Source organism: Bradyrhizobium sp. 186 (genome assembly GCF_023101685.1).
Classification (GTDB): domain Bacteria; phylum Pseudomonadota; class Alphaproteobacteria; order Rhizobiales; family Xanthobacteraceae; genus Bradyrhizobium.
In genome coordinates, this window is the sequence record NZ_CP082164.1 from 4,555,072 (window position 1) to 4,581,835 (window position 26,764).

Here is a 26,764-nt window from a genome sequence, read left to right on the forward strand (position 1 = left end):
TTTTATTCTCTGACTAAGTGGTTCAAGAAGCCGCCAGTTCCGTACGACTCGCGAAAAGCCGACCATTCGGCGGCATGGGCCAGCGTCAGGCTATGTATGGCGGTTGCTGTCGTGCCGGTGACGTCGTTTGCGATGTCCCACGCCGCGCGGCGGAAGACAGGATCACCAGCGCTCCGTTCAGCGAGTGCCGCCAGCGCGGTCATGCCGTGGGCTGCATGATGCGCAATCCCCTCATCGTTCGGCGTTGCCTGACGACCAGAGGAATCGCTGCGGCAACTATCCAGCGAAATGCCGGACAGATCGTCCCAAAAGTATGTGCCGTTCTCGATCCCAGCCGCATAAAAGGTCGTGCGCCGCAGAAGACAACCGCTGCATACGCCGCAGTGGAAACCGCCCAGGCGATCGCGCGAACCCCTGACACAAGACCGGGTTTGCTCAAATCCATCGGCGATGTTGGATTTTATGGCTTCAATGAGCACCTGGCCCTTTGTACGGAACTGCTGCGGATGATCGAACCGTATGTTGCCGCCGAGCAAGCCGTTCACGAAGGCGGCCAGGCGGCGCGTAAAGCCGGGGTGCGTGGTGCGGTGAGGACATTCGTCCGCGTACGGGAGGAGACTGGGACCTAGCGCGCCAACGCCATTCTCGCCCACAACAATCCGGGGAGTGCGAATTTTCCTGGCGGCAAGCGCCGCCATGCTGAAGAATAGGAAAGTGCGCGTTCTGAATGATATTTCGGGATGCGTGCCTACGGCGAACGAAACCGGCAGGTTGAGCCGCGGGGGTTGATGGTGTCCCGCCGCGTCAATGTCGCGGTTGCGGCGTTCGTCAATAGCGCGGGACGACGTTTGAATGCGCAGGGGCGACGGTCCACCGGCCTGCGAAGACAGAATCTGCCATTGCAGGAAACTGTCGAGCCCGTCACTGAATGGCACAACGACGTATTCGCGTTCGAGAAAGTTGAAGCTGGATTGCGGGATGGTCAGAACTTCAGCGCCGGGCACGAAGGTAAAGTCCCAATCATCGCCCGTCACAAAGCTGAGCGCGTCCGTGAGGGGCGCGCTTACCCTGCGGTCGGCCCATCGGCTAGGGTCGCTGACGGGCAGCGTGAGCTCGATCGTCCGCTTCCAGCCGGAGGACCGGTTCCGGCGAGTGATCCTGTCCGCGTAGGCGACGGCTCCGGCGACAATAACCAGATCCTGCTCGACGGGTAATAGAAGGGTGGCGCTGTAATCCTGCAGGTGCTGTGGATTGAGTTTGATGTCCTTTCCGACAACGCACTGTGTAGCGCTGGTCGAAATTTCCGGGGAGGCGATACTGGGTCTAACGACAATCCGCGCCGCGTTTGACATTAGACGCCACCATTGCGGAACGTGCCGCCAAGCAAATCTTCGTCTGCGGAAAGACGATGCGCGGGCCGGGCAACACTGGCGCCCGGCTGAAGCTCAAGTAGCGACTCGGCGCGGCTGAGACAATCGATCGATGCGGCGTCTTTGCGCATTTGGCTGATGCCACTGCGCGCGCGAGGGTCGTCAGAGCCGAGCAATACCGGCTCAGCGGCCCGAATGTCGGCGTCGTTCCGGGCAGATAAAGCTTCGCCAAATCCCTGCGTAATCGCATCCCGCAGTGCTTGACCTTCAGCGACACGACGCTGGACGCAGGACAGCATGTCGACTTCCAGCTGGCCGCCGCTGCCGCCGACGTCGCGCGGATGAGCGACGCCATCCAGGGGGCCAAACAAATCAGGAAGGCCCTGTAGATGCGCCTTTATGCCATTCAGAAAACCAGCGGATATTTCGCGCTTGCAAGCGTCATCCATCGCGACGGCCAGGGCCTCAACCGAGCGTCCGGTTACGCGGTCGGCCTCGCGAAGAGCGCACTTGACCCACTGCTGAACCTTAGCAGGACGGGGGACGCTTCTGTGGATGTCGTCACGCATGCCTCATCTTGGGCACGAAAATCGTACAATGTCAAATAAAAGATGAATCATCTGTCAGACATTGTACAAATTTGTCTGTCTGGCACACTTACAAAGGCCGAATCGCAGCCATATGTCGGCTCTCGACCATTCGGTAACAATCCTTCGCGCAAGAGGATTCTGAACCCTTCGCCGGAGGGACTCGATCCCGCTTCCCGCCGCGGGCGGCGCTATGCTGAAGCTCCTGCGACTGCCTTTTTAACCGGTCTCAGGATAGCAGTCGGTCCCGCGTCACGGCTTCGTCGTCGCTATGCTGACGCTCCTGCGGCTGCATTTTTGTTTTCGTTTTTGTCAGTGCCAGCCGTTCGGCTGAATTTTTTTATTTGAAGTCGGGGCCTGCGGCCCCCAGGCCATTAAGGCCAAGCCCCCATGAAGAATGGGGGGCGGAAACCGGCGGGCCGTGTAGTCGCCCCAAGGAAGAGGGGGCTCCGGCCCGCACCACCCCGCTCGTTTTCCGGCCTGTGACGGCCAACCCCCGCTCATCGGCGCTCGCCTAGTTCCGGTTGCATGCGCAACCGGCAAACTAGGAGCAGAAGATGAGAACCGATGTTTATGAAAGGATTACCAATCAGATCGTTTCCGAATTAGAGAAAGGGGTTAGGCCCTGGCACCAGCCGTGGAAAGCAGAGCACACCGCCGGACGCATCACGCGACCGCTGCGGGGGAATGGAGTCCCTTATCAGGGTATCAATGTTCTGACGCTGTGGTCGGCAGCCATCGAGAAGGGCTACGCCGCTCCGATCTGGATGACTTTCAAGCAGGCGCTGGAATTGAAAGCCTACGTCCGCAAGGGCGAGCAAGGCAGTCTGGTCGTTTACGCAGACAAGATCATCCGCACCGAGACAGATCAGGCTACCGGCGAGGAGAGCGAGCACGCGATCCCCTTCATGAAGGGTTACACCGTCTTTAACGTCGAGCAGATCGAAGGGTTGCCCGAGCATTACTACGGAAAACCGGAAGCTCTCACCGACCCCGTGCAGCGCATTGGGCATGCCGAAGACTTTTTCGCCGCGACTGGTGCGAATGTCATTCACGGCGGCAGCCGCGCTTGTTACGTCCCTTCCACCGACAACATCCATATGCCCTGTATCGATTTTTTCCATGATGCCGAGAGCTACTACGCCGTGCGCGCTCACGAGACGATCCATTGGACTCGTCACGGCTCTCGCCTCAATCGCGAATTCGGACGCAAGCGATTCGGCGACGAGGGTTACGCGATGGAAGAGCTTGTCGCTGAGCTTGGTTCAGCGTTCCTTTCCGCCGACCTCGAATTGACCCCCGAGGTTCGGGAGGATCACGCCGCCTATATCGCGTCATGGATCAAGGTTCTGAAGAACGACAAACGGGCGATCTTCACCGCCGCATCCCACGCCCAGCGCGCGACGGATTTCCTGAACGGCTTGCAGAAGCCTTCTTCGCAGGAAGCCATCTCCGCTCAGGCCGACGCGGCCTGAGCGGAGACGCATCATGGCAAAGCCTGACATTGTCCTTGGGCCATGCATCTAGCTGGCAACGCCTCTGCGAACTTCGGCGGCAACAGCTTGAGGCAATTCAAGCCGCCCAGCCTCGGCAACTCGCTCTGTTCGAGCTAAAAGACGATTGCCGTCCTGCGACCGAGCGGACTGCAGCCGGCCGCTATGCTGAGCCGACCTTTTTTGCCGCTACGCCTGCGCGCCGAGAAAGCGAGGGATAATCGTTGCATGATTTCCACACTTGTTGCCGCTCCCTGAGCACACCCCGTTAATCGCAATGCCAGGCGCTTCAGCGCGCTTCCCAGGTTTTCGGCGGCGGTTAAGGGCGTCGGTCGCTCATTTCCTTGATGTTCCTTTCGATCAGAAAGCCAGTACCAGCGGCTTTGAATTTATGGGTTTATACCCGCGCGCGCTTCGCCTTCAAGGCCGCTCGTTTCAGTCGCCTTCGGCTCCCTGCCAACTCCGCGCCGCTTCGCGGTGCCCTGCGTGCAGCCTTTGAACGCGCCGCTTTTCCGCGCGGGCCTGTGTGCCCCACGAAGCCGCGCAAGGTGCATGGCTTTCAAACCAAGTACGAAGGAACATCAAATGAGCAGCCCAACCAACCGCCCGAGCCACCGGGTTTACGCCGTGACCAAGAACGGTGAGCGCAGTTTCTGGCAGCCGATAGGAGCAGCCTGGGTGCACAGCGACGGTTGGGGCTTCAATGTGAAGCTCGATTACCTCCCGCTTAACGGCGCGGAGATCGTCATTCGCAAGCCGAAGGTCGAAGAGGCCGACGCGCCGGCAGGCGAAGCGGCCTAATCGTTCTGGGGCCGCCTTCGGGCGGCCCCACGTGCTATGAACCGGAGGATTGCTGCGACGGGCCAATTTAGTGCATCTCCAGGTAGATTGTGTTACAAAAGCCTTGCTATTCAAAATGGTTCTTTGGAACAATTCGATTCTGAGGTTGGGAGTAACCCCGATGACCAAGCGCAATTTGTCAGTGGCTACCGTTTTGCTATTTCTTATCTCCAGCCCGGCCGTCGGCAAGGATATGTTCAAAACCTTTACCCAGCCCCACACGATAATTACCGGCGACGACTCAGCGTTGCCAGCCCCAGCGCCGCCCCAAAAAACACCGGACTTACCCGCAGGAGGGAGTGGTCCGATAAATCCGCAGCAACCGCTACCGAAGCAATCCGCTCCTCCAGCTACAACCCCAGCGCCTAAGGTGCCGACCGCTAAACAATATCAAGATATGTTCAACAAGGCGGTTGCGGACACGGTTCGATCTCTCGATGTGTCCCAAGACCTAATTACCTTCGGTGGTCACGGACGTAAGCGAGACATCGATCGCGCCAACACGGAAGAAGACAAATCAAGGCTCGTGCGCGAGGGCAGTCAGAAGGCCAAGACCGAAAAGATCAACGGTTTAAAAAACCAACTGCAGGATAAAGAGCGCGAGATTCGCAGATGGAAGCAGATCATCGCAAAGTACCCAGCGGTTTCAAAGCAGCAAGACTTGTTGATCGATTTTGCTAAAGCAAGGCTCGAATACATCGGCCACTTGCAGAACAATCTGGATATGGCGTCGAAGGCGGTCCAGGATTCCGACGCCGCCCTACATATGTTTGTGACCCTCGTTCAATCGTCAAAAACACAGAGGAATACTAGAGCGGCGGATGTTTGGGATGATGTCCTCCAAACATTAGCGGATTCGATCAAAGGTTCGCATCAAACGACCGCCGCTTACGTCGTGAAGGCGATCGAAGGAGGCAGCCCAGCTGCTGTCGTTACATTTTTGACGGAACTTTCCGGGCTTCGAGGCGCCTTGCAATCCATTCAGCAAACCCAAGAACAGAATCTTGAAAGTTGTTTGAAGGAGAAGCAGAGTCTAGAGCTTCAACTCGCAGAATTGAATAAGTAGCCAATGAGGCGGTCACTTTCCTGTTTGATTATTTTTGCGCTTTGCTTTCCGGCTTTAGCAAAGAGCCGAGATGAGGAACTTTTAGAAGAAGCTGGCAGAGCGGCCGCGAAAGCCGCCGTAGAACACTTGGTCAAAGGTTATTTGGATAAGATAGCCGCCCAAACGGCTCAACAGGTCGGAACGTCAGGCGCTACCTCCGCTGCCGGTGCTGCGACGAGTGGAGCGAATAGTGCTGCAGGTGGAGCGAGCGGTGGGATTTCTGTCGGTGGTGCGGTCCTGTTTGCGGTCTCTCTTGGAATCGCCATCAACGATTACAGCAAAGCGCAAACCGATAAGGAAAGAGGCTTTGCGGCTGCGGGCGCAGTTGTTGGTGCTGTGACATTGGTGAATCCAGTTGTTGGAATAGTCGTGGCTGCGGTCGTAGTAGCTGTACAGCTCGCAGACGCCAACGAATCTGCCAAGCACGCCAAGCGTTTGATGGAGATCTACACTCGCGTCGCTCAGAACTATCAAGAGTCGATGAAAATGGAATCACAGATGATGCGCGCTGACGAAGCTCGCTTTAACGATCTTCGCCAAAGAGTCAGTACGGCGAGCTCGAACGTACTCAAGGGCGCCGAATATTTGAGAATAAGCTGCGGACCTCAGACCGTCTTTGAGACCATGAACCAAATTGACGATTGCTTGAAGTCACTAATTCAGTACGCGACGGAAAATCGTCGACTGGTTGATTTGACCATCGAACTCTTGAGCATCAGCAATAGAACTCTATCAATGGACGAACTGTTTAAGGCAGTGGGAACGTCAAGAAAAGAAATGGAAGACCTCGTTAACAAGTATCAAAAGGAAGTTGATGCCGTTGAAACTCAAATTAATCAGAGTTTGAAAGCCTATGCCACCTGGACAGCAAGTGTCTTGATGAAAAAGGCACTGGACGAAGGTGGAATTCCGCAGATCGTCTTGTTCAAACAAATTTGTTTGATTACGGCGCGAAAACTCACTTTACAGGCAATTCCATTTCTTCGGCCCAGAGCACTGAATGGATTTCAGCCTTATCCAAATGAAAAAGTCTCGAATATTCACGAAATGCGGCAGTTGATGAAGCAATTTCAGCTGAACGATTGCAGCAGTCTCGACTCAAAGGATCCCAATTTGGAGCAGGTGTATTCCAGAGCAGACCGTTTATTCATTGGTATTTATTCAAAGATTGTTGCGGCGGATAGGAGAAAACTCTGAAATTTCTTGGATCGATACTTGCTCTCACGTTGTTTGCTCAAAGCGCGTACGCGCTCGACGATTCCTTGCGGAACATCTATTTAGTACCAAAGACCGAAACGGACTTGTTTCGCGGGCGAGAAGGTCAACCGGTCTACTTTTCGGACCGCAACGGACTCCCAACGTTGGGAATTTACAAAGGTGTTGAGATCATAAATGGACAACCAGTCCACATGGTGCAGCCGCTAGAGATAAACGTCGGCTCCCCGAAAGTCGTTCCCGGTTCGGCGCCCCCCGGCTATGTCCCGCCCACGAAATCCATTGCAAAACCTGAACCTGGGGCCGCCCCTAGCTCGCAATCATCCGGCCCGTCCTCGGCAAGTCCGCCTGTGAAAGGATCGCCGGTAGCTTCCTCGAACGGGCCAAAATTTGGCGACGCGGCTCAAGCTGGTCTCTCCGCTGCGGCGGCTGCAGCGGCTCTTAGGGGATTTTATAATACAGTGATAATGCCGCCAGCGCGTGAGGCGGAAATGCGCCGCGCCACGGAGAATTTTAACGCTGCTCAAGCTGGTCAGGCGCAGGCTCAGCAAGAAATGCAAACCGCCTATGCTGATGCCTATGAACAAGCGCGCATAGCCGTTTCGTCGGTCAAAGCACTTTTGGAAACGCCGCCACAAGTTGTGAATGGTCCGAAGCTTCCACTAGGATCTGATTCTGATATTCGTTCTAGCTACAAGACTTCCGACCCAAAATTTGTGGGTCGAGCGGAGCCCATCCGGAAACGCCTCTCTCAGGTTCAACCATTGAATCCGACGCAGCAGGAAGTAAGAGATCTTGGCAATGCTGCGATCATGGCGGCATCAAAATCTTGGGACGACCAAGATATATCGACCGCAGAGACGCAATTATCCATCGGAACTATGATGGCGGATCTCCTAGTCGGGCTTGATCCAGTGACGGGATTTGTTCGTTCGGGCTACGAACTCGCAACAGGTCGAAACTTCATCACAGGCGAGGAGTTGGCTACATGGCAACGGGTTATGGCTGGAACAATCTTCACCACTTCGCTTGTGACGTTTGGTGCTGCTTCGAGTCTGGCAAACGCCGTTAAGGCAGTGGCGGGCGTGATTCGAGAGATGAATCCCACCGTAGCGAGGGCTGCGCTTGAAGCGCTCTATGGAAGCAAATACATCGTCGACGAGCTAAAGGCGATGGGCTGGTCAGAACAGCAAATCAACAAATTTGCGCTGTTTCAGAAGAATGTGCTTGGTTCTGAAATAAGAAATTTTGATGAGGCTCTGCAAGCGTTCACGACATGGAGTCCCGAAGCGAAAGCTGCCTACCGACGAACTGTCGATACTCTAACGGGTGATGTCGGCAAGTTAGCGGCAGAGGCCAAACATTACGGCGTGAGTGGTGATACGCTACTGGCCCGGAAGGCCACAGCGGTGGGTTATTACAACAACGTTCGCGGCTTTGTCGGAAACAGTGAAAAAATTGCGAAGCATTTGAAAGGGATTGATTTTGCGGAAGAAGTGGCAGTCAAAAGGATACCTAAGGGAAGCAAACTTTTCGCTTGGGCCAGTCCTGAAGTAGCGCCCGGTTTGGGCAACTATTACAGTGAGAGCTTGATGCATCCGAGCAAACTGGGAACCGGTGACCTTGTTCTAGGAAAAGACGGAGAGACGCTCTATTCGAAGGCGTTGCGGACGTACGAAGTAAGAAAGGAGGCATTGGCTTTAGAATCCACAGCGAATGAAATTGCCGATGAATTTTCGGTATCCGCCAAAACGGCGCCTTTTGCAGGGTTTGATCGTTACGCCACCAAGAATAGCCCGCCGATTCCAGGGTTGCAGTGGACCCAGGGACTAGGAAAGCAGCTATTGCTCGATCCGGCTAACGTTAGATTTATTCAATGACAGTTTTTGCAACTCCCTTCACGGGAGGAGTTCGATAATCGGCATGTGCCGGCTTGAGTGTCCCTTTTACCGGTCTCGGCCTTGGCGATTGCCGTCGCCGCGTTCCGGCTGATACGCCACTTCTCTCGCGCTAAGCCTGCGGCTCACGCGCTTTCCGGTTCTTGAAGCCCATAGCCTTCAAGGTCCAAGGCAAGCGCGGCGGCCCGGGACCGCCAACCTCCGCATTGTCGCTGGGCTGATTGATTAATTTCTTTCATGAGGGCTTGCCTTTCCGGATCGGAAAAAACCGGGCGAGTCGTCTGTTGTAGCCCTGTGTAGCCTTAGCCGTAGCGACAAATCCAGTACATCCCATGATCATGCTCAATACTTGCGAGAGGCTCAAACTTACGTCTGGGGCCTTATACAGCGTTCTAGAGAGGCCCTTGGCGTGAGGCTGCACTTTTCAACGTTACGGACTGCAACACTGCGGAAGATCAGCGGCGGCGACGGGCTGCTTTCTTATTCATCTCGCGCACCGCAAGCGTGGTATAGCGTACGATTTCTTCCGCGGTGTCGGGCGCGCATACGCCGTGCTGACCGGAAAAATAAAGTTTCGACAGATCGGCGCTAATGGTGATCTTGTCGATGGTCCGCTTTAGGTTGGCCATGAAAATCGATTTGGTGTAACGGGCGCCTTCGCTGCGACGAATCGGAGAGTCGTGGCCAATGAGTTCATCGACCCAGCCAGCGTTCACATCCGGAAAATTGCGAAGCGCAGTTTCCACGGCTCCGCGGTAGGAACGAAAATCAACCCCCAGCCGATAAGTCTTCGTCTTCTTCCGGTATTCGGTAAATCGGCCGCTGAACGCGCCGCTGCGCCGCGGCTCGACGCCCTGCGCAATCAACTCAGGAAACAGCGGTTCATCCGGCGAGCGTCCAAAGTAGCGGTGTTCAAGAAATCCCAATTGCAAGACTAATTCGTGCAATGGTACGTCTCGACTCGAAGAACTCGTTTTGCTGTTGCGGATTTTCAAAAACGGCAGCCGCCCAATTTCCGTATCGACCCACTCGATGTCGCCGACCAACCGCCCGCAGATTTCATCCTCACGAACGCCCATGGTACGGCCGAAGAGAGGAATCCAGAACAGCGCATCGCGATGGATTTCATCACCCGGCATGCCGCGTCGGAAAATCGATTTGCAGCCGGCGTAGACAGGCGAAGTGAAAAACGCCTTATCAAGCTCCGTCGGCCACATCGGGTGCTCATCACGCGCGGCGCGTCCGCGCGGCTTGGCCGTGAAGTGGCCGCGGAATGGATTGTCCAGGCCGCGCGGGATTTTCGCATGCAGCGCCAGGTGGTCCCAATATTCGATAAAATTAATGACGTGCTTGTTAGCGCTCGTCGTACTGATCAGACGAAGTTTCGCTTTGGCCGCATCGTCGAGTTTCTGTACCGCCGCGAGCACTTGTTTGGTCGTCAACTTGTTCCACTTCTTGCTGTGAAAGTGGTCGAAGGGAAGCTTTAAATATTCGAGGCGGAAGCGGCCGACAACGCTGCCATCAATCTGTGGAAATGGCAGATCGCCGATGAGCGCTTTGAACAGGCGAGGCGAGGCTTCCGCGCCCCCCGCGGTATCTCGCTTCCATTTGCGGTCGCTCTTTTTGGTGGCGACGAATTCGTCCCAATACGTGAAGAACGGAAAATTCGGCAGGATCGGTTGTTCCACCGACCCTTGCACCTGTTTGGGGATGCTGGCGATGGTCTCCCGCATTTCGTCGAGCAGAGTTGCGTGGCCGCGCAATATCATTCGCGCGTAGAACCGGCCGTCAGCGGTTTCGCGATCGACAGGTACGTCTATGGCGCGGCCGACGGCGCTCACGATCCCGTCGAAAGCATCGAAGCCGGGGCTGCCGGGACCGAGCGCGCGTGCGATTTTGGCCTTTTGCTCGCCGGCAAACATCTGGTCGCCAAAGCGCATCAGCCCGTCGAGCTCGATGGCGTCCTGCCGGTCCATTGTTTTGATCTCGTCCGGCTCCAGGAAAGCAAACCCATCGGTTTCCGCCAGCTTGGCTTCTTGACGCCAAAGGGCGGCGTCGATCCATCGCCGGACCAGTCCCTCCGCCTCACTTTTGGTCTTGGACGGGGTAAACCGGGTCATTAGGCCCTCCAGGCCCAGCCTGAGAACGCGGGCGCGGTGCAGGGCGCACCGGTAGTCGCGGGTTTTCAGGCTCACGATAAGCTCGCCCGAGACATGGCAAGCGGCAAGCGCGGCAGGCCATCGGAAGCGAAAAAACCATGTACAGCCACGCCGTCGCAGGTACCGACCGGACGCCATTCGAACCCCATGTGGACCATTGTTGTGGACCACCGCGGTTTTTCGAGAAGCTGCGGGTTTGAAGTCTTTGATCTGCGAGAGGAAATTCGAGCCTGGCTGGGGAACTAGGATTCGAACCTAGACAAACAGAGTCAGAGTCTGTTGTGCTACCGTTACACCATTCCCCAACGGAATAGCCGAACAAATTCAATGACTTGTTGATTTGTTCGGCTGTGGCCGACGGCGCTTATCGCGCAAATCACGGCTCAGGCGTGGAGGGGTTTCTACCCGCTCGGCTGTGGGCTGGCAAGCGCTGCGGTGCACAGGCGTTTTGCGGTCCACATCGGCGCGCGTTAGCGGCCGGATCGCGGGCGGCGCGCCGGGCCACGCTCGCGACGGTTTGCCTCATCTGAAAGTCGTTATGGCGAGCTCACCTCGTTTCCGCGCGCGGTGATGGCGAAGGAGGACGAGTTCGTGGTGTTCTCCTGGATCGTCTACCGCGACCGCGAGACCCGCGACGCCGTCAACAAGAAGGTGATGGCGGACCCGCGGCTGAAGTTGGACGGCATGCCGTTCGACGGCAAGCGCATGATCTATGGCGGCTTCACGGCGCTGCTTCAGGCGCGTGATGTCGCGGGCTGAGCGCGCCTTGCGCCAGCGTAGTCGCTGCTTCCCTATGCTGCATCGTGGCAATCCGTTCACCTTGCCGGCTCGGGACTGTCATGCCATCCTCTCGTCGCCAGGCATAATCAAACGGAAGCGGGCGCGCTCGCCGAGCTTTCCAAAAAATCTTGGTTGGGGAAACCCTTTGGGAGGTCTGATTTCATGACATTGAAGCACGTCACCGGGCTGCTTTGCGTGGCCGCTATGTCCCTTGCGCTTGCTTCTGGCGCGCGGGCCCAGGACAAGGTCGTCAAGATCGGCGTTATCCTGCCGATGTCCGGCGGCACCGCCTCGATCGGTGCGCACGCCAAGGCGGCTCTCGAAGTCGCCATGGACATCATCAACAACGCCCACCCCGAGCTCGGTAGTCTGCCGCTGGCGAAGAATGCAGGCCTTGGCGGCCTCGGCGGCGCCAAGATCGAGGCCGTGTTCGCCGACAACCAGGGCAACCCGGCGACGGGCCAGAACCAGGCGCTGCGCCTGATCACGGAAGATAAGGTGGCGGCCGTGTTCGGCGCCTATCAGTCCGGTATCACGCTGACCTCGAGCGCCATCGCTGAGAAATATGGCATTCCCTATCTGAATTCGGAGTCGGTCGCCGCCAATCTCACCGAGCGCGGCTTCAAATGGTTCTTCCGCACCACGCCGATCGCGACCGATTTCGCCAAGGCCTATGTCGATTTCCTCGCCGACATCAAGGCGCAGGGCGCCAAGACCGATGCGATCGCGCTGGTGCACGACAACACCGAATACGGCACCTCCGTCGCCAACACCATCAGCACAGCCTTCAAGGAGAAGGGCCAGCCGGTCGCGATCGATGTGGCCTATCCCGTCAATGCGACCGACGTGCAGGGCCAGGTGCTCCAGCTGAAGGAGAAGAAGCCCGACGTCATCATCATGATCAGCTACACGTCGGATGCGATCCTGTTCGCCAAGACCATGCAGTCGCTCGACTACAAGCCGCCGATCCTGCTCGCCGACGACGCCGGCTACTCCGATCCGTCCTTCATCAAGGCTGTCGGCAAGATCTCGCAAGGCGTCTTCAACCGTTCGTCATGGGCAGTTGGTCCCTCCGGCTCGCCGTCCGCTATCATCGCCGACATGTACAAGAAGAAAAGCGGTGAGGAGATGGACGACACCGTTGGCCGCCAGATGCAGGGCTTCTTCGTGCTGGCCGATGCGATCGATCGTGCCGGCTCGACCGACCCGGCAAAGATCCAGGCGGCGCTGAAGGCGACGGATCTGAAGCCCGAGCAATTGATGATGGGCTACAAGGGCGTGAAGTTCGACGACAAGGGCCAGAATATTCTCGCCTCCGGCCTCATCATCCAGCTCCAGGATGGCGAGAATTACACGGCGGTGTGGCCGAAGGCCAATGCCGAGAAGGCCCCCGTGCTGCCCTACAAGGGCTGGTGAGATTTTTTGAAGGCGGGGCGCGCGCCCCGCTATTCCCGAGATGTTTTGATCAGAGCAACGCAGCTCATGTCCTTTGTACTCGTGCAGGTGATCGTCGGCGGGCTTTTGCTTGGCGCCGTCTACGCCCTGTTTTCCTCGGGCCTCACGCTGGTGTGGGGCATGATGAACATCGTCAATTTCGCGCATGGCGATTTCGTCATGCTCGGCATGTACGTCGCCTATGTCGTGTACATCTTGATGGGCGGAGGACCGATCCTCGGCGCGCCGCTGGCAACGCTGGTGCTCGCAACCGTCGGAATCGTGGTCTATTTCGCCTTGATCCGTGACATCATGAAGGGGCCGATGCTGGCGCAGATCCTCGGCACCTTTGGCCTTGCGCTGTTGCTGCGCTATTCCGTGTTCTGGTGGTTCGGCGCCAACTTCCTGTCGATGCCGCAAAACTTCGTCGGCGGCACCTTTGCGGTGGCGGGCCTGCGCATCGAGGCCTCGCGGTTGCTGGCCGGCGTGGTCGCACTGCTAGTGACGCTCGGCCTGCACCTGTTGCTGACGCGCACCTCGCTCGGCTCCAAAATGCTGGCGGTGGCGGAGGATGCCACCGCGGCTCAGCTCATGGGCATCCGGCCCGATACCATGCAGGCGATCGCCTGGGCGATCGCGGCGGGTGCGACGGGGCTGGCCGGTGCGCTGATCGCAAACTTCTTCTACATCGTGCCGACGGTCGGCGAGACGCTCAGCATCGTCGCCTTCGTCACGGTCTCGCTCGGCGGCTTCGGCAGCGTGCCCGGGGCGCTCGTCGCGGGCCTCCTGATCGGCGTGATCGAGTCGCTCTCCGGCTATCTGATCGGCGCGGTCTACAAGGACATCGTCGTCTATGTGCTGTTCCTGCTCTTCCTCTGGTTCCGGCCGCAAGGACTGATGGGCAAGTCCTGATGGGGAAGATGTGATGCGGCGCTTGATCTGGCTCTCGGTCGTCGCGGCGATTGCGATCGCCTATCCGCTGCTGTTGTCATCGCCGTTCCAGCAACGCCTCGGCGCGCTGGTGCTGCTCTATGCGATCGCGGCGTCCGCCTGGAACATCGTCGGCGGTTACGCCGGCCAGGTCTCGGTCGGGCACGTCGTGTTCTTCGGCTGCGGCGCCTATGCTGCGATGGGGTCCTACGCAAAATTCGGCCTGTCGCCGCTGTTCGGCATCCCCGGCGGCATCGTGCTGGCGGTAGGCTTGGCCGCGATCATCGGCGTGCCAACGCTGCGGCTATCAGGCCATTATTTCAGCATGGCGACGATCGCGGTCGCCGAGACGATGCGGCTGATCGTCACCAACACCGACTGGCTCGGCGCGGCCGTGGGACTCTCCGGTCCGACCGTGCCGCGCAACATCTTCGATCTCTCGTTCCTGTCGTCGCTGCCGTACTACTATCTCTTCCTCGTCATCCTCGCGATCACGCTGTTGATCACCTGGTGGATGACCAACAGTCGGATGGGATTTTACCTGCGTGCGATCAAGGATTCCGAGCGCGCCGCGCGCTCGCTCGGCGCGCCTGCGAGCCGCACAAAACTCTACGCCTTCATGCTCAGCGCGGCGCTGACCAGCGTTGCCGGCGCGCTCTATGCGATGATGTTCGGGTTCGTCGACCCCGAGTCCGGTCTCGGTATCCTGATCTCCGTGAAGATCCTGATCATGGCTGCACTGGGCGGCGCAGGGCTGCTGTTCGGGCCGCTGGTGGGTGCTGCGATCCTGGTGCCGCTGGAGGAGATTTCCAACAGCTGGCTCGGTGGCAGGGGGGCAGGGCTCACCTTCGTGCTCTACGGCGCGATCATCGTGGTGATCGCGCGCTTCCAGCCGGGCGGCCTTCTCAGCCTGTTCAAGCGGCGCAGCAAGCCGAATACCGACACGGGGGCAGGCCATGCTCCTTGAGGCACGCAGGATCACAAAGGCGTTCGGCAGCTTCAAGGCGGTGGACGATGCCTCGGTGACGCTGGAGCAGGGCGACATTCTCGGCCTGATCGGGCCGAACGGCGCCGGCAAGTCGACCTTTTTCAATTGCCTCACCGGCGACCTCAAGACCAGCTCGGGCCGCGTGCTGTTCGAGGGCCGCGACATCACCGATCTCACGCCGGAGCTGCGCGCCGGGCTCGGGCTCGCACGAACCTTCCAGGTGCCGCAGACGTTCGAAGGCATGACGGTGCTCGAGAACGTCATGATCGGCGCCTTCCTGCGCACCGCGCATCGCAAAGAGGCCGAGACCAAGGCGCGCGCCGTGCTGGAGCGCGTCGGCATGAGCAGGCTCGCGGATGCGCCGGCGCGCTCGCTCGGCACGCCCGGCCGCAAGCGGCTGGAGATTGCCCGCGCGCTCGCGACCGAACCGAAGGTGCTGCTGCTTGATGAGGCCATGGCCGGTCTCAACGCGCATGAGGTGAAGCTCGCGATCGACCTCGTGCGCGACATCCACCGCTCCGGCATCACGCTCGTGATTGTCGAGCACATCATGGAAGTGATCATGTCGCTCGCAAGCCGCGTGATGGTGTTCCACCAGGGCAAGGAGATCGCGCGCGGGTCACCGCGCGAGGTTACCTCGAACCCGGCCGTGATCGCAGCCTATCTCGGCACCCGCGCCGCCAAGGCGGCCGCCGGCCACACGCCGGTCGAACTGATGGGCGGGCCGGACCTATGAGCGGGCCGTTGCTCAGGATCGCGCATCTCGAGGTGCGCTACGGCGACCTCATCGGTGTCTCCGACGTGTCGCTGGAGGTGCCCGAAGGCGGTGTCGTTGCGCTGCTCGGCTCCAACGGCGGCGGCAAGACCACGACGCTGAACGCGATCGCAGGGCTCATCCCGGTGCATTCAGGCACCATCAGCTTTCGCGGCGAGGAGATCGCCGGCCAGAAGGCGTTTGCGATCGTGCGCAAGGGGCTGGCGCTGTCGCCGGAAGGCTGGCGTCTGTTCGTGCAGCAGAGTGTCGAAAACAACCTCATGCTCGGCGCAACGCCGCTGCACGACAAGTCGCGCCAGGCCACGTTGCTCGAACGCGTCTACGAGTTCTTTCCGCGGTTGAAGGAGCGCCGCAACCAGCGCGCGGGCACCATGTCCGGCGGCGAGCGGCAGATGCTCGCGGTCGGCCGCGCGCTGATGAGCGACCCGAAACTCCTGATGCTCGACGAGCCGTCACTTGGCCTGGCGCCTGCGGTGGTCGAGTCCATGTACGAAACTTTCGGCCGCCTGCATCGCGAGGGGCTGACCATCCTGCTCGCCGAGCAGTCGATCGAGCTCGCGCTGGAAGTCTCGGATTTCGCTACCGTGCTCCAGGTCGGCAAGAGCGTGCTGTCGGGCACGGCCGCGGCCCTGGCCGAGGATCCGCAGGTGCAGAAGGCCTATCTCGGGGTCGGGTGATTGATCGATACATGCAACCGATCGCGCCGCTGCCAAAAGCGGGGGATCATCGGTTGCAAACCGCATTGACAGTGTTGACGGTATGCGTCCTGGTCTGGTTGTATCATCCGCATCTACTCTACTATACGTATTTTGCATTAACGAGATTATCGGTATGACAGACGCCCTTTCAGAAGCACCCGCCTATGGCATTGCGCGCCTTCTACAGGAAGGAAGGTTTATTGTTCCGTCTCATCAGCGCGACTTTGCTTGGGGCGATGATGACGTGAAGCAGTTGTTTGACGATGTGATCGATTCTCTCGGAAAGAAGAACGATTCATATTTTCTAGGACTCTTGGTTTTTCTGTACAGCGGCAGTTCCTACACCATACTCGACGGTCAGCAACGGCTTGCTACAACGGTAGTAATCTTTGCGGCAATTCGAGATTGGCTAAGGCAATATCCGCAGTACGCTCAAGATGCGACAAAGATTCAGGATTGGTACATTGGTGGTAGCGAGCTTGGACAGAGCGAGCCTACTCCTAAACTTGTTCTCAATCAGACCAACAATCAGTACTTCGTAGACTTCGTTGTGAAGGGATCTGCGATTGATGATGTGGTTGCTGCCCACAGAAAGCTGAAGAGGAATGACCCAAATCGCCTTCTCTTGGAAGCAGTGATCTATGCGCATGATCGGGTCAAGGGGATGGCCCAATCCATCGCTGATCCGTCAAAGACGGCGAAGCATTTCTTTGATTTTGTGACTTACTTTCGCGACAACATTCGGACGGTTCGGCTGATTGCTAAAGATGAAAACGCTGCCTACACCCTGTTTGAGACGCTAAATGATCGTGGCGTGGACCTTTCGCCCCTCGATCTCGTGAAGAATTTTCTGTTTAAGCAGGCCGCAGGTAAGTCAGCCGAAACTCTGAGAGACATGCAGGCGCGTTGGGTCCAAATGATTGCAACCCTGGCGAATGTCAAAGCTACGAGCTTCCTTAAGGCATATTGGACCTCCCGGCACGGCCGTATACGTGCCAGCTCATTGTTTGATACTTTCAGAACGAAGTATTCGGATGCCGATAAGGCTATCGCACTCTCCATCGATCTATTGGCTGCCTCGGAGCAATATGCAGCGCTAGATTCGCCGACGGATGCCACTTGGGCTCCATATTCGAAAGAGGCGCGTGCGGGAATCGTTTCGCTTAAGCTGATCGGAAGCCAGCAGGCACATCCAGTGATCTTGTCAGGGCTGAAGAGATTTTCTGTTTCCGAGATGCAGAAACTGCTCTGGCTGCTTGAAGTCGTCATTGTCAGGTTTCTTCTCATTACAGGAGGAAACACTGGTCGCTTCGAATCTGCCTGCGCCAAGCTCGCTCAAACTATCTATGACGGGCAGGTGAAAACTGCCTCTGCGGCCTTCGCGGAGCTAAAAGATGTCTATCCATCGGATACGGATTTCGAAGCCGCTTTTGCACTCAAAAGCGAAAGAACTAATCAGAAAGCACAGTATTTTTTGAAAGCTCTTGAACAGGAAGAGCAGCGGATTGCGAAAGGAAAGATGGCAGGCGAATTTGAGCCGGCCGTTCTCACTGTGGAACATATTCTGCCTAGAAAGCCGGGCGTGGATTGGAAGAATATTCTGACGGCCGATCCCGAAATCGTCGAGGACTGCGTTACCAGGTTGGGCAATTTGTGTTTGCTAACAAAGATCAATGAGAAGCTGGGCAACAAAGGATTCTCTACGAAAAAGCTCACATTTGCGAAGAGCGAACTTCTAACAACAAAGGGGCTGGCGACGGCAACGACGTGGAACCGCAAAGCTATCGAAAAGAGACAACAACACTTAGCAACTCGAGCGCGGATTATTTGGCGATACGCATGCGACCAGCGAAATCCCGGATGTCTAATCTTCCGAAACCGACTGAGCTTGCCCGGAATGCGAAACTGCAGAAGGCCTATCTCGGGGTCGGGTGACCGATCTCGCCTGAAGCAGCAGCAACAGGCAACCAGCGAGCCGCGTCTCCATCTCCTTTGCCCGGATCGACAGCGGGCCGGGATCGTTGAGGATCGCATTCACCAGTGTGCCCAGCACGACAATGACCAGAGGCTCGACGGCGAGGCCGTTGGCAACGCGCAGATGGCGCGGCAGTAGGAGAGGAGAAGCCTGCTACTTGATCTTGTCGTAGGCCGCCGCGAAATCGTTGAGCGGCATCGGGATCGCGATCGTCTCCTTGGCCATGTTCTGGAAGGAGACCTTCAGCTGCTTGCCCGATTTCAGGCTTGCGAGCAGGTCGGGCGCGATCGGCGTCGAGGCGTAGCAACCGCGATTTTCGCAGGTCTGGATCTGGAGATCGACCGCCTTGCCCTCGTCGATCTGGAGCTTTGCGCCGACCGGCAGATTGAGGCCAAGCGGCAATTGCAGCAGCGCCACCGGCGTGCGGGTGTCGGTCGGGATGCGGATGTTGATCAGGACGATAGTCTGGCCGGTCTTGGTCAGGACCGCGTTCTGCTCGATCGCGCATTCGAGCGGCGCGTCGCGGCTCGGGCTGGAGCAGCGCGCGATCCACCCGGGCTGCTGCGCCGGGGCACCGTCAGCTTGCTGCTGGGTGGCAGCAGGCGCCGGCTGTGCCGCCGCGGCCGGCGGAGCCGCGTTCTTCTTGGCGCCCTGCTGGGCATGCGCGGCGCCTGTCGACAACAGGACAGCGGCAGCGAGGGCGACAAGTCTGGATTGCATGGGCATGGCGTACCGCGTTGGCGTGAACCGAGGCCTCGCTGTACCGTCGCGGGCCGCGTGGTGCAAGCTTACTCGGCGGCTTCCTTGACGGTGCCGTGCTCGACCGCCTCGTCGCCATCGCCGTCACCCGAACGGCCCCATCCCGAGAACCAGTTGTTGAGCTCGTCGAGATAGAGATAGACGACCGGGGTGGTGAACAGCGTCAGCGCCTGGCTGACGATCAGGCCGCCGACCATGGCGTAGCCGAGTGGCTGGCGGATCTCGGCGCCGGTGCCGTGGCCGAGCATCAGCGGCACGCCGCCGAGCAGGGCCGCCATCGTCGTCATCATGATCGGACGGAAGCGCAGGAGCGCGGCCTGACGGATCGATTCCGCCGGCGTCTTGTGCTCGTCGCGCTCGGCAGCGATGGCGAAGTCGACCATCATGATGCCGTTCTTCTTCACGATGCCGATCAGCAGGATGACGCCGATCAGCGCGATCAGGCTGAACTCGAAGCCGGCCGCCATCAGGATCGCGAGCGCGCCGACGCCGGCCGAGGGCAGGGTCGACAGAATCGTGATCGGATGGATGTAGCTCTCGTAGAGGATGCCGAGGATCAAATAGACCACGACCAGCGCCGCGAGGATCAGGAGCGGCACCGTGCCGAGCGACTGCTGGAACGCCTGTGCAGTGCCCTGGAAGCTTGAATTGAGCGTCGGCGGCGCGCCGAGATCCGCCATCGCCTTCTGCACGGCCTCGGTGGCCTGGCCGAGCGCGATGCCCTGGGCGAGGTTGAAGCTGATCGTGATCGCCGGGAACTGGCCTTGGTGGCTGATCGAGAGCGGGCGGACCGGATCGGTGGTCCAGGTCGCAAACGTCGACAGCGGCACCTGGTCGCCGGTCAGCGGCGATTTCAGATAGAGCTTGTTCAGGCTTTCGAGACTGCCCTGCATCTCCGGCAGGATCTCGAGGATCACCTTGTAGGTGTTGAGCTGGGTGAAATACTGCGTGACCTGGCGCTGTCCGAAGGCGTCATACAGCGTGTCGTCGATCAGCTGCGGCTGGATGCCGTAGCGCGCTGCGGTATCGCGGTTGATCTTGAGCTGAACCGTGGTGCCTTGCGTCTGCTGATCGGTTGCGACGTCGCGCAGCTCCGGCAGCGTCGCCATCTTGGCGAGGATCTTGGGCGCCCAGTCGTTGAGCTCGCCGAGATCGGCGTCCTGCAAGGTGAATTCATATTGCGTACGCGTCGGCCGGCCGCCGAGCCGGACGTCCTGGGCCGCCTGCATATAGAGGCGGGCGCCGGCAACCTTCTCGAGCTTGGGACGCAGCCGCGCGATGATCTGCTGCGCGGACGCATCGCGCTCGTTGCGCGCCTTCAGCGTGATGAACATGTTGCCGTTGTTGCCGGCCCGGCCGCTGCCGCCGATGTTCATCGCGATGGATGCGATGTCGGGATCGTCCATCACGATCTTGCCGAGCTCGACCTGGCGGCGCTGCATCTCCGCGAACGAGATGTCCTGGGAGGCTTCCGAGGTCGCGGTGATCAGGCCGACGTCCTGCTGCGGGAAGAAGCCCTTCGGGATCAGGACGAACAAATAGACCGACAGGGCAAGGGTCGCGAAGAAGATCGCGAGCGTCGTCCGCCGCCAGTTCAGGGCATGGTCGAGCCCCCATTCGTAGCCGCGTAGCATCGCATCGAAGCCGCGCTCGCTCCACTGGTAGAACCGGCCGTGGTTCACCTCGCCATGGGCGCGCAGGAAGCGCGAGGCCATCATCGGCGTCAGCGTCAGCGACACGAACATCGAGACGAAGATCGTCATCGCCAGCACGACGGCAAATTCGCGGAACAGGCGTCCGATGATGCCGCCCATCAGCAGCAGCGGGATCAGCACCGCGACCAGCGAGATACTGATCGACACGATGGTGAAGCCGATTTCCTTCGAGCCCCTGAAGGCCGCGGCCATCGGCGCCTCGCCTTCCTCAATGTAGCGGGTGATGTTCTCGAGCATCACGATGGCGTCGTCGACGACAAATCCGACTGCGATGGTGAGTGCCATCAGCGACAGATTATCGAGCGAATAGCCAAACACCCACATCAGGGCGCAGGCGCCAAGCAGCGCCAGCGGAACCGTTATGGCGGGAATGACCGTTGCCCAGAAGCTGCGCAGGAAGATGAAGATCACCATGACCACGAGGGCGATGGTCAGCAGCAGCGTGAACTGGACGTCTTCGACGGCGGCGCGGATGGTGGTGGTGCGGTCGCTGATCACCTCGATCTTGATCGCGGGCGGGATAGCCGCGACAAGGCGAGGCAAGGTCGCCTTGATCCTGTCGACGGTCTCGATGACGTTGGCGCCCGGCTGCTTGAACACGACGAGGAACACGCCGCGCTTGCCGTTGGCCCAGGCCGCCTGCTTGGCGTCTTCGGGGCCGCTGACCGCCTGGCCGATGTCGCGGATCCGCAGCGGGCCGCCGTTGCGGTAGGCGATGACGACGTCGTTCCAGTCCTTGGACTGGGTGAGCTGGTCGTTGGCGTAGATCGTGTAGGCGCGCTTCGGGCCGTCGATATTGCCCTTGGGGCTGTCAACCGTGGTGATCGCGATCTGGCTGCGCACGTCCTCGAGCGACAGGCCCTTGGCGACAAGTTTCGCCGGGTCGATCTGAATGCGGATGGAGGGTTTCTGCTGGCCGCCGATGAAGACCTGCGCCACGCCGGAAAGCTGGCTGATCTGCTGGGCGAGCTGGGCGTCGACCGCGTCGCTGACGCTGGTCAGCGGCAGTGTCTCGGAGGTCGCCGACAACAGCAGGATCGGGGCGTCGGCCGGGTTGACCTTGCGGTAGGTCGGCGGCGAGGGCAGGTTCTTCGGCAATTGGCCGCTGGCGGCGTTGATGGCGCCCTGCACGTCATTGGCGGCGCCGTCGATGCTGCGGTTGAGGTCGAACTGGATGGTGATCGACGCGGTGCCCAGATAGCTCGTCGAGGTCATCTGGGCGATGCCGGGGATCTGGGCGAACTGGCGCTCCAGCGGCTGCGCCACGGACGAGGCCATCGTCTCGGGGCTGCCGCCCGGTAGGTTGGCGGTGATCTGGATGGTCGGGAAATCCACCTGCGGCAGCGGCGCGACCGGCAGCAGGGGATAGGCGACGAGACCGACAAAGAGAATGCCGGCCATCAGCAGCGAGGTGCCGATGGGATAACGGATGAAGGGTGCCGAAATCCCGCCCGCGTTCATTCCTGTCGTACCTTGTTCTGGCTTGGATCCGAACTCGCGACGGCCGTAGAGACGAGGCTTCCGGGCTGGACCTTGAATTGGCCGCCGGTGATCACTTGCTGCCCCGGCGTGAGCCCTTCGTCGACGACCGAACGCCCGTCGATGCCGTAGCTCACCTTGATCTTGTGGACCTCGGCCTTGTTGTCCTGATTGACGGTATAGGCGTAGAGGCCGTTGGTCGAATGCTGGACCGCATCATCCGGAACAACGGTCGCGTCCTTCAGCGTCCGCACCAGAAGGCGTGTCGAAACCGACTGGCCCGGCCACAACGCGTGGTCCTTGTTGTCGAACACCGCCTTGAGGCGAATAGTCCCGCTGGTCGTGTCGACCTGGTTGTTGATGACGGCGAGTTTGCCCTCGGCCAGAGTCTTCTTGCCGTCGGTCGTGAACGCAATCACCTTGAGCGCGCCGGCCTTCTGGCCCTCGGTGATGTAGGGAAGCTGATCCTCCGGCGCGGTGAAGATCACCGAGATCGGCTCGACCTGCGAGATCGTGACGATACCGGTCTGAGTTGAGGCGTTGACGATGTTGCCGATGTCGACCTGGCGCAGGCCCGCCACGCCCGTGAACGGCGCCTTGACCTGAGTGTAGTCGAGCTGGGTCTGGGCGTTGGAGATCGAGGCTTCGTCGGCGGCGATCTGTGCGGTGAGCTGGGCGACGGTGGAGCGCTGGGTGTCGGTCTGCTGCCGCGTCGCGAATTCGCCGAGCTTGGTGTAGCGCTGAAGGTCGAGATTGGCGTTGGCGAGGTTGGCCTCGTCCTGCTGTTTCTTGGCCTTGGCCTGGTCGAGGACGGCCCGGAACGGGCGCGGATCGATCTCGACCAGCAGATCGCCCTGGTTGACCATCTGGCCTTCGGTGAAGGCGATCTTGTCGATCTGGCCGTCGACCCGGGTCCGGACTTGTACCGTGTTAAAACCCTGAACCGTACCGAGCCCGGTCAAATAGACCGGGAAGTCGGCCTTCTGGACCGGCGCGACGCTGACGGGGACGGCGGGCGGGCGCGGCGGACCCTTCTGTGCGGTCTGGGTCTTTCCGGCGTCGGGACCTGCGAATTTCTGCCAACCATAGTAACCCGCGGAGGCCACGGCCGCGATGATCAGAATCCAGAGGATCGGCCGTGTTTTTTTCATATCGGCTCGCGTCGGCTCGCATGCCCGAAGCACGAATTGTGGGGCAATCAAAGGGTTCCAGCGCGCTTGTATAATACACGCCAAGTTCCAGTGTAAACAGCACTATCGCTTGAGAATCCTAAACAATTGGAAAGCTTTGCACCCCTTAGGCAACCCTCTGGCGCAACTGTGTGCAGTGCTGCATTTTCCCGCCGCGAACGATCCGCGAGCAAGAGCTGCGCAATGCTCGGAACCGGTGTGGGGCGGACACATCGAGCTCTCCGCAAAGCCGGCGGAGCTGCTTCGAACGGAGCGGGACCTGCTTTCGCGAGAACGGTTCTAAAGCGCTCGCACGGTGTTCCGGTTGTCAGGAAAATCGACATCGTTCATATCGGCCCGCCACAACGGGAGCGCAGGATGGACGAACTGAACGGCAAGCTGATCGCGTGTCAGATCTTGATCACGGGCCTGATCGCGCGCGTCGCCAACGAGCAGCGCGATCCCTTGCGCTTCCTCACCGACTTCCGCGACGAGATCAAAGCCGTCGTGAAAGGCGTCAACATCGCCGGCATGGACAATTCCGATCGCGTGCGTGCGATTGCGCAGCAGACTGTCGATGAATTGTTCTCGCTGATGAAGCCGCCGAGCAGCGATTGAAGCCGTGAACGCGCCCCCCACTGATGCAGTACTTTTCGCGCTGGTTTTAGAACGAATCCAAATTTCGATTTAGAACGATTTCAAAGGAGAGTTTAGAATCGTTTTGATCTGGACTTATTCAAGCGTTCTCGCGGGTTGCTCGCATTGACCCGCTATTTTGCGGCCGATACCAACACCCCGTCGTTCGTCGAACTGAATGAGCGAACAAGAAGATGGGGCGTTTGGTAATGGGGCAGGTGGTCGCACCGAAGTCGTTGCGTTCGGTCGTAGCGTTCGATTCGTGGGATGAAAGATCGTCGGGTGTTTCTGGCAAGACGGTCTCGGCGGTCGCGAGCTTGATCGCGGTGGCGTCGGTGTCGAGCGGCGCACATGCACAGCAGTCGAACCTGCCGCCGGTGACGGTGGATGCTCCGGTCGAGCGTCCGCGGCCGACGGCGTCGAAGCCGACGGCGGAGCAGATCCGTGCGCGCAACGCGCTGCGGCGTGCGGCGCAGCAGCGCCAGCAGGCCGCAACGGCGCCGGTCGTCCCTTCCAATGCACCGGCTGCCGATCGCAATCCCTATGCGGATCCCGCGGCGCCCTACAAGGTCGATCATGTTCAGGCCGGCGGCAAGTTTCCGGAGAAGCTGGTCGACACGCCGAAGTCGATTACCGTCCTGAGCAAGGAAGTGCTCGAGGACAAGAACGCTACGACGCTGAAGCAGGCGATCCTGAGCACGGCCGGCGTCACGCTCGGCTCGGGCGAGGGCGGCAACGCGTTCGGTGACCGCTTCTTCATCCGCGGCTTCGATGCCCGCAACGACATCTTCATCGATGGCGTGCGCGATTCCGGCGTCAGCGTGCGCGAGAACTTCTTCACCGAGCAGGTTGAGATCCTACGTGGTCCAGGCTCGACCTTTTCCGGCCGTGGTATCGCCGGTGGTGCGATCAACATCGTCACCAAGCAGGCGACGACGGAGAAGAGCTTCTACAATACGGACACCACGTTTGGCACCGACCAGACCAAGCGTGTGACGCTCGACGTCAACCAGGTGATCAACCCGAGGCTTGCCGTTCGCGCCGGCGGTCTATTCCAGGACGCCAATGTCGCCGGGCGTGACTACGTCAAGGACAACCGAAACGGCGCCTTCGTCGCCACGACCTGGACGCCGACCGACACGATCAAGGTCACCGGCAACTACATCCACACCGAACTGACCGGCGTTCCGGACTTTGGCGTGCCGTATTACCGGCCGAGCACGGCGTCGACCGCGGGCGGTCCGTTCCCGGACTTCGGCGCCAACCGCAACAACTGGTATGGCCAGATCAACCGAGACTTCTTCCGAACTGGGCAGGATATCGGCACGATTAACGCAGAGGTGCAGATCACGCCCGATCTGATGGTCAGCAACAAGTTCCGCGCTTCGCGCTCCACCCAGAACTACGTCGGAACGCTACCGGAGAGTCCGGTGGTCGCCACCCCGCTCTCGGCTTCGACGCTCACGATGAACCCGCAGAGCCGTCTCCAGATCACCGACGTGCTCGCCAATCAGACTGAGGCGACCTACAAATTCCAGGACGGGGTCGGGTTCAAGCACACCGCGCTGGCGGGAATCGAAGTCGATCGTGAGAGATCGTCGATCGACAAGTATCTCGGGCTCACCTCCGAGGGGAACGGAATTCCCACAACCCCAGCCGGTTCGCCGACGGGCGTCAGCGTCTTCTTTCCTCAAGACACGTATTTGCCCGGTAAAGCGCTCGCACTGGCGGGCTTGCCGACCAAGATCGGTATCGATACGGTCAGCGGCTATGTCATGGATAGCGCGAACTATCATGACCTCCTGATCCTCAATGGCGGTTTCCGCTACGACGATTACAGCATCAAGGCATCCGGTTATGCCGCGAATGGCACATTCGGCCAGCAGTCTGCGGAATTCCTGATCCCCAACTTCAATCTCGGGCTTACGCTCAAGCCTTTGCCGAACGGCAGCGTCTATGTGGCCTACGCGACTTCGGCAAACCCGGTCGGTGCTGAGTTCGACGGTACCAGCACGGCCTATGGCGGCCTCAATCCAACCCTCGCCGGCGGCAACAATCAGATCTTCGGGCCGGAGAAGAACAAGGCCATCGAACTCGGCACCAAATGGGAGCTGTTCGATCGTCATCTGCTGCTGACCGCGGCGCTGTTCCAGACCACGAAGGATAACGCGCGCGAGTCTCAGAACGTCGGTGATGCCGCCACCGCTGCGGCGCTTGGCTGCACGTATGCTCCCGTGGCCCCCGCCACCACCGTGTCTTGTATTACGGCCGGCGCCGCCTACCGCATTCGCGGCATCGATCTCGGCGTCGGCGGAAAGATCACCGACAAATGGAGCGTGTTCGGCGGGCTCGTGCTGATGCAGTCGGAAGTGACCCAGTCGCTGGCGCCGTCCGCGAACAAGGCCCTGTATCCGACGAACGTCGGGCGTCCGCTCGCCAATGTCGCGCACGAGTCGTTCAGCCTGCTCTCGAAGTACCAGCTCAACGACACCTGGGAGCTCGGCGGGCAGGCGGTGTACCGCTCCAAGATCTACGGCGGCACCTTGCTTGCGGCCAACCAGGGCACGTCGCTCCCGAGTTACTGGCGCTTTGACGTGTTCGCGGAAGCCAAGATCAACAAGAACTGGCAGGTCAAGCTGTTCGTGAACAACATCTTCGACAAGCGCTACTACGACGCGCTGTACCAGAGTGCCGCGCCCTTCGTGCTCGAAGCACCGGGTCGCGCCGCCTATCTGGTCATCTCGGCGCGGTACTGAGCC

At 59.5% G+C, this 26,764-nt stretch carries 18 protein-coding genes, 1 tRNA gene and 3 pseudogenes; 14 read left to right on the plus strand and 8 right to left on the minus strand.

Going from position 1 to position 26,764, the window contains the following annotated elements:
- Positions 1–2: 2 nt before the first annotated feature.
- The gene (locus tag IVB18_RS21690) at positions 3–1,352 is read right to left on the minus strand and encodes a 7-cyano-7-deazaguanine synthase (protein ID WP_247990993.1); all 1,350 of its coding nucleotides are present in this window, start codon (positions 1,350–1,352) and stop codon (positions 3–5) included.
- Entirely contained in the window at positions 1,352–1,939 is a 588-nt protein-coding gene (locus IVB18_RS21695) for a hypothetical protein (RefSeq protein WP_247990994.1), read from the minus strand. The genes IVB18_RS21690 and IVB18_RS21695 overlap by 1 nt, the downstream gene beginning before the upstream one ends.
- 575 nt (positions 1,940–2,514) lie before the next feature.
- On the opposite strand from IVB18_RS21695, the gene IVB18_RS21700 reads away from it, so the two are divergent.
- The 5 genes from IVB18_RS21700 (at position 2,515) to IVB18_RS21720 (ending at position 8,490) form a co-directional block, all read left to right on the plus strand.
- Positions 2,515–3,432: a zincin-like metallopeptidase domain-containing protein gene (locus IVB18_RS21700; RefSeq protein WP_247990995.1), complete on the plus strand. Its 918-nt coding sequence runs from the start codon at positions 2,515–2,517 to the stop codon at positions 3,430–3,432.
- Positions 3,433–4,035: 603 nt separating this feature from the next.
- Positions 4,036–4,251 carry a hypothetical protein gene (locus IVB18_RS21705; protein ID WP_247990996.1) on the plus strand — a complete coding sequence of 72 codons (216 nt, stop codon included), beginning with the start codon at positions 4,036–4,038 and terminating at the stop codon, positions 4,249–4,251.
- Positions 4,252–4,411: 160 nt separating this feature from the next.
- Positions 4,412–5,356 carry a hypothetical protein gene (locus IVB18_RS21710; RefSeq protein WP_247990997.1) on the plus strand — a complete coding sequence of 315 codons (945 nt, stop codon included), beginning with the start codon at positions 4,412–4,414 and terminating at the stop codon, positions 5,354–5,356.
- A gap of 3 nt (positions 5,357–5,359) precedes the next feature.
- Entirely contained in the window at positions 5,360–6,592 is a 1,233-nt protein-coding gene (locus tag IVB18_RS21715) for a hypothetical protein (protein WP_247990998.1), read from the plus strand.
- 509 nt (positions 6,593–7,101) lie between these two features.
- On the plus strand, positions 7,102–8,490 hold the full coding sequence (locus tag IVB18_RS21720) for a pre-toxin TG domain-containing protein (protein ID WP_247990999.1): 1,389 nt from the start codon (positions 7,102–7,104) through the stop codon (positions 8,488–8,490).
- 473 nt (positions 8,491–8,963) lie between these two features.
- Here the strand turns inward: IVB18_RS21720 and IVB18_RS21725 are convergent, their stop codons facing one another.
- Together IVB18_RS21725 and IVB18_RS21730 are read right to left on the minus strand one after the other, a co-directional pair.
- Entirely contained in the window at positions 8,964–10,805 is a 1,842-nt protein-coding gene (locus tag IVB18_RS21725) for a DUF6538 domain-containing protein (RefSeq protein ID WP_346732652.1), read from the minus strand.
- 93 nt (positions 10,806–10,898) lie between these two features.
- Positions 10,899–10,972 (minus strand) — tRNA-Gln (locus tag IVB18_RS21730).
- A 232-nt stretch (positions 10,973–11,204) separates the two neighbouring features.
- On the opposite strand from IVB18_RS21730, the pseudogene IVB18_RS21735 reads away from it, so the two are divergent.
- From IVB18_RS21735 to IVB18_RS21765, 7 genes and pseudogenes are all read left to right on the plus strand, one after another.
- A pseudogene (locus tag IVB18_RS21735) lies at positions 11,205–11,426 on the plus strand (DUF1428 family protein); the annotation flags it as partial.
- A 183-nt stretch (positions 11,427–11,609) separates the two neighbouring features.
- Positions 11,610–12,863, plus strand: coding sequence for an ABC transporter substrate-binding protein (locus IVB18_RS21740; RefSeq protein WP_247991001.1), 1,254 nt, complete (start codon positions 11,610–11,612; stop codon positions 12,861–12,863).
- A 66-nt stretch (positions 12,864–12,929) separates the two neighbouring features.
- Positions 12,930–13,793, plus strand: coding sequence for a branched-chain amino acid ABC transporter permease (locus tag IVB18_RS21745; protein ID WP_247991002.1), 864 nt, complete (start codon positions 12,930–12,932; stop codon positions 13,791–13,793).
- 13 nt (positions 13,794–13,806) lie between these two features.
- On the plus strand, positions 13,807–14,778 hold the full coding sequence (locus IVB18_RS21750) for a branched-chain amino acid ABC transporter permease (protein WP_247991003.1): 972 nt from the start codon (positions 13,807–13,809) through the stop codon (positions 14,776–14,778).
- Positions 14,768–15,535, plus strand: coding sequence for an ABC transporter ATP-binding protein (locus IVB18_RS21755; protein WP_247991004.1), 768 nt, complete (start codon positions 14,768–14,770; stop codon positions 15,533–15,535). Before IVB18_RS21750 ends, IVB18_RS21755 begins: the two co-directional genes overlap by 11 nt.
- Complete coding sequence (locus IVB18_RS21760) at positions 15,532–16,251, plus strand: ABC transporter ATP-binding protein (RefSeq protein WP_247991005.1); 720 nt, start codon at positions 15,532–15,534, stop codon at positions 16,249–16,251. The genes IVB18_RS21755 and IVB18_RS21760 overlap by 4 nt, the downstream gene beginning before the upstream one ends.
- A 154-nt stretch (positions 16,252–16,405) precedes the next feature.
- Positions 16,406–18,073, plus strand: a pseudogene (locus IVB18_RS21765) (DUF262 domain-containing protein); the annotation flags it as partial.
- A gap of 63 nt (positions 18,074–18,136) precedes the next feature.
- On the opposite strand, the pseudogene IVB18_RS21770 reads toward IVB18_RS21765, so the two are convergent.
- The 4 genes and pseudogenes from IVB18_RS21770 to IVB18_RS21785 all read right to left on the minus strand — a co-directional run.
- Positions 18,137–18,328 (minus strand): annotated as a pseudogene (locus IVB18_RS21770) (hypothetical protein); the annotation flags it as partial.
- A gap of 72 nt (positions 18,329–18,400) precedes the next feature.
- Entirely contained in the window at positions 18,401–18,973 is a 573-nt protein-coding gene (locus IVB18_RS21775; RefSeq protein WP_247991006.1) for an invasion associated locus B family protein, read from the minus strand.
- A gap of 62 nt (positions 18,974–19,035) precedes the next feature.
- Positions 19,036–22,182 (minus strand): efflux RND transporter permease subunit, encoded by a 3,147-nt coding sequence (locus tag IVB18_RS21780; RefSeq protein WP_247991007.1) that lies wholly within the window; start codon positions 22,180–22,182, stop codon positions 19,036–19,038.
- Positions 22,179–23,351 carry an efflux RND transporter periplasmic adaptor subunit gene (locus IVB18_RS21785; protein ID WP_247991008.1) on the minus strand — a complete coding sequence of 391 codons (1,173 nt, stop codon included), beginning with the start codon at positions 23,349–23,351 and terminating at the stop codon, positions 22,179–22,181. The genes IVB18_RS21780 and IVB18_RS21785 overlap by 4 nt, the downstream gene beginning before the upstream one ends.
- Positions 23,352–23,747: 396 nt before the next feature.
- On the opposite strand from IVB18_RS21785, the gene IVB18_RS21790 reads away from it, so the two are divergent.
- Together IVB18_RS21790 and IVB18_RS21795 are read left to right on the plus strand one after the other, a co-directional pair.
- Positions 23,748–23,987, plus strand: a complete 240-nt coding sequence (locus tag IVB18_RS21790) for a hypothetical protein (protein ID WP_247991009.1) — start codon at positions 23,748–23,750, stop codon at positions 23,985–23,987.
- Between the two features lie 227 nt (positions 23,988–24,214).
- Positions 24,215–26,761: a TonB-dependent receptor gene (locus IVB18_RS21795; RefSeq protein WP_247991695.1), complete on the plus strand. Its 2,547-nt coding sequence runs from the start codon at positions 24,215–24,217 to the stop codon at positions 26,759–26,761.
- Positions 26,762–26,764: the final 3 nt, after the last annotated feature.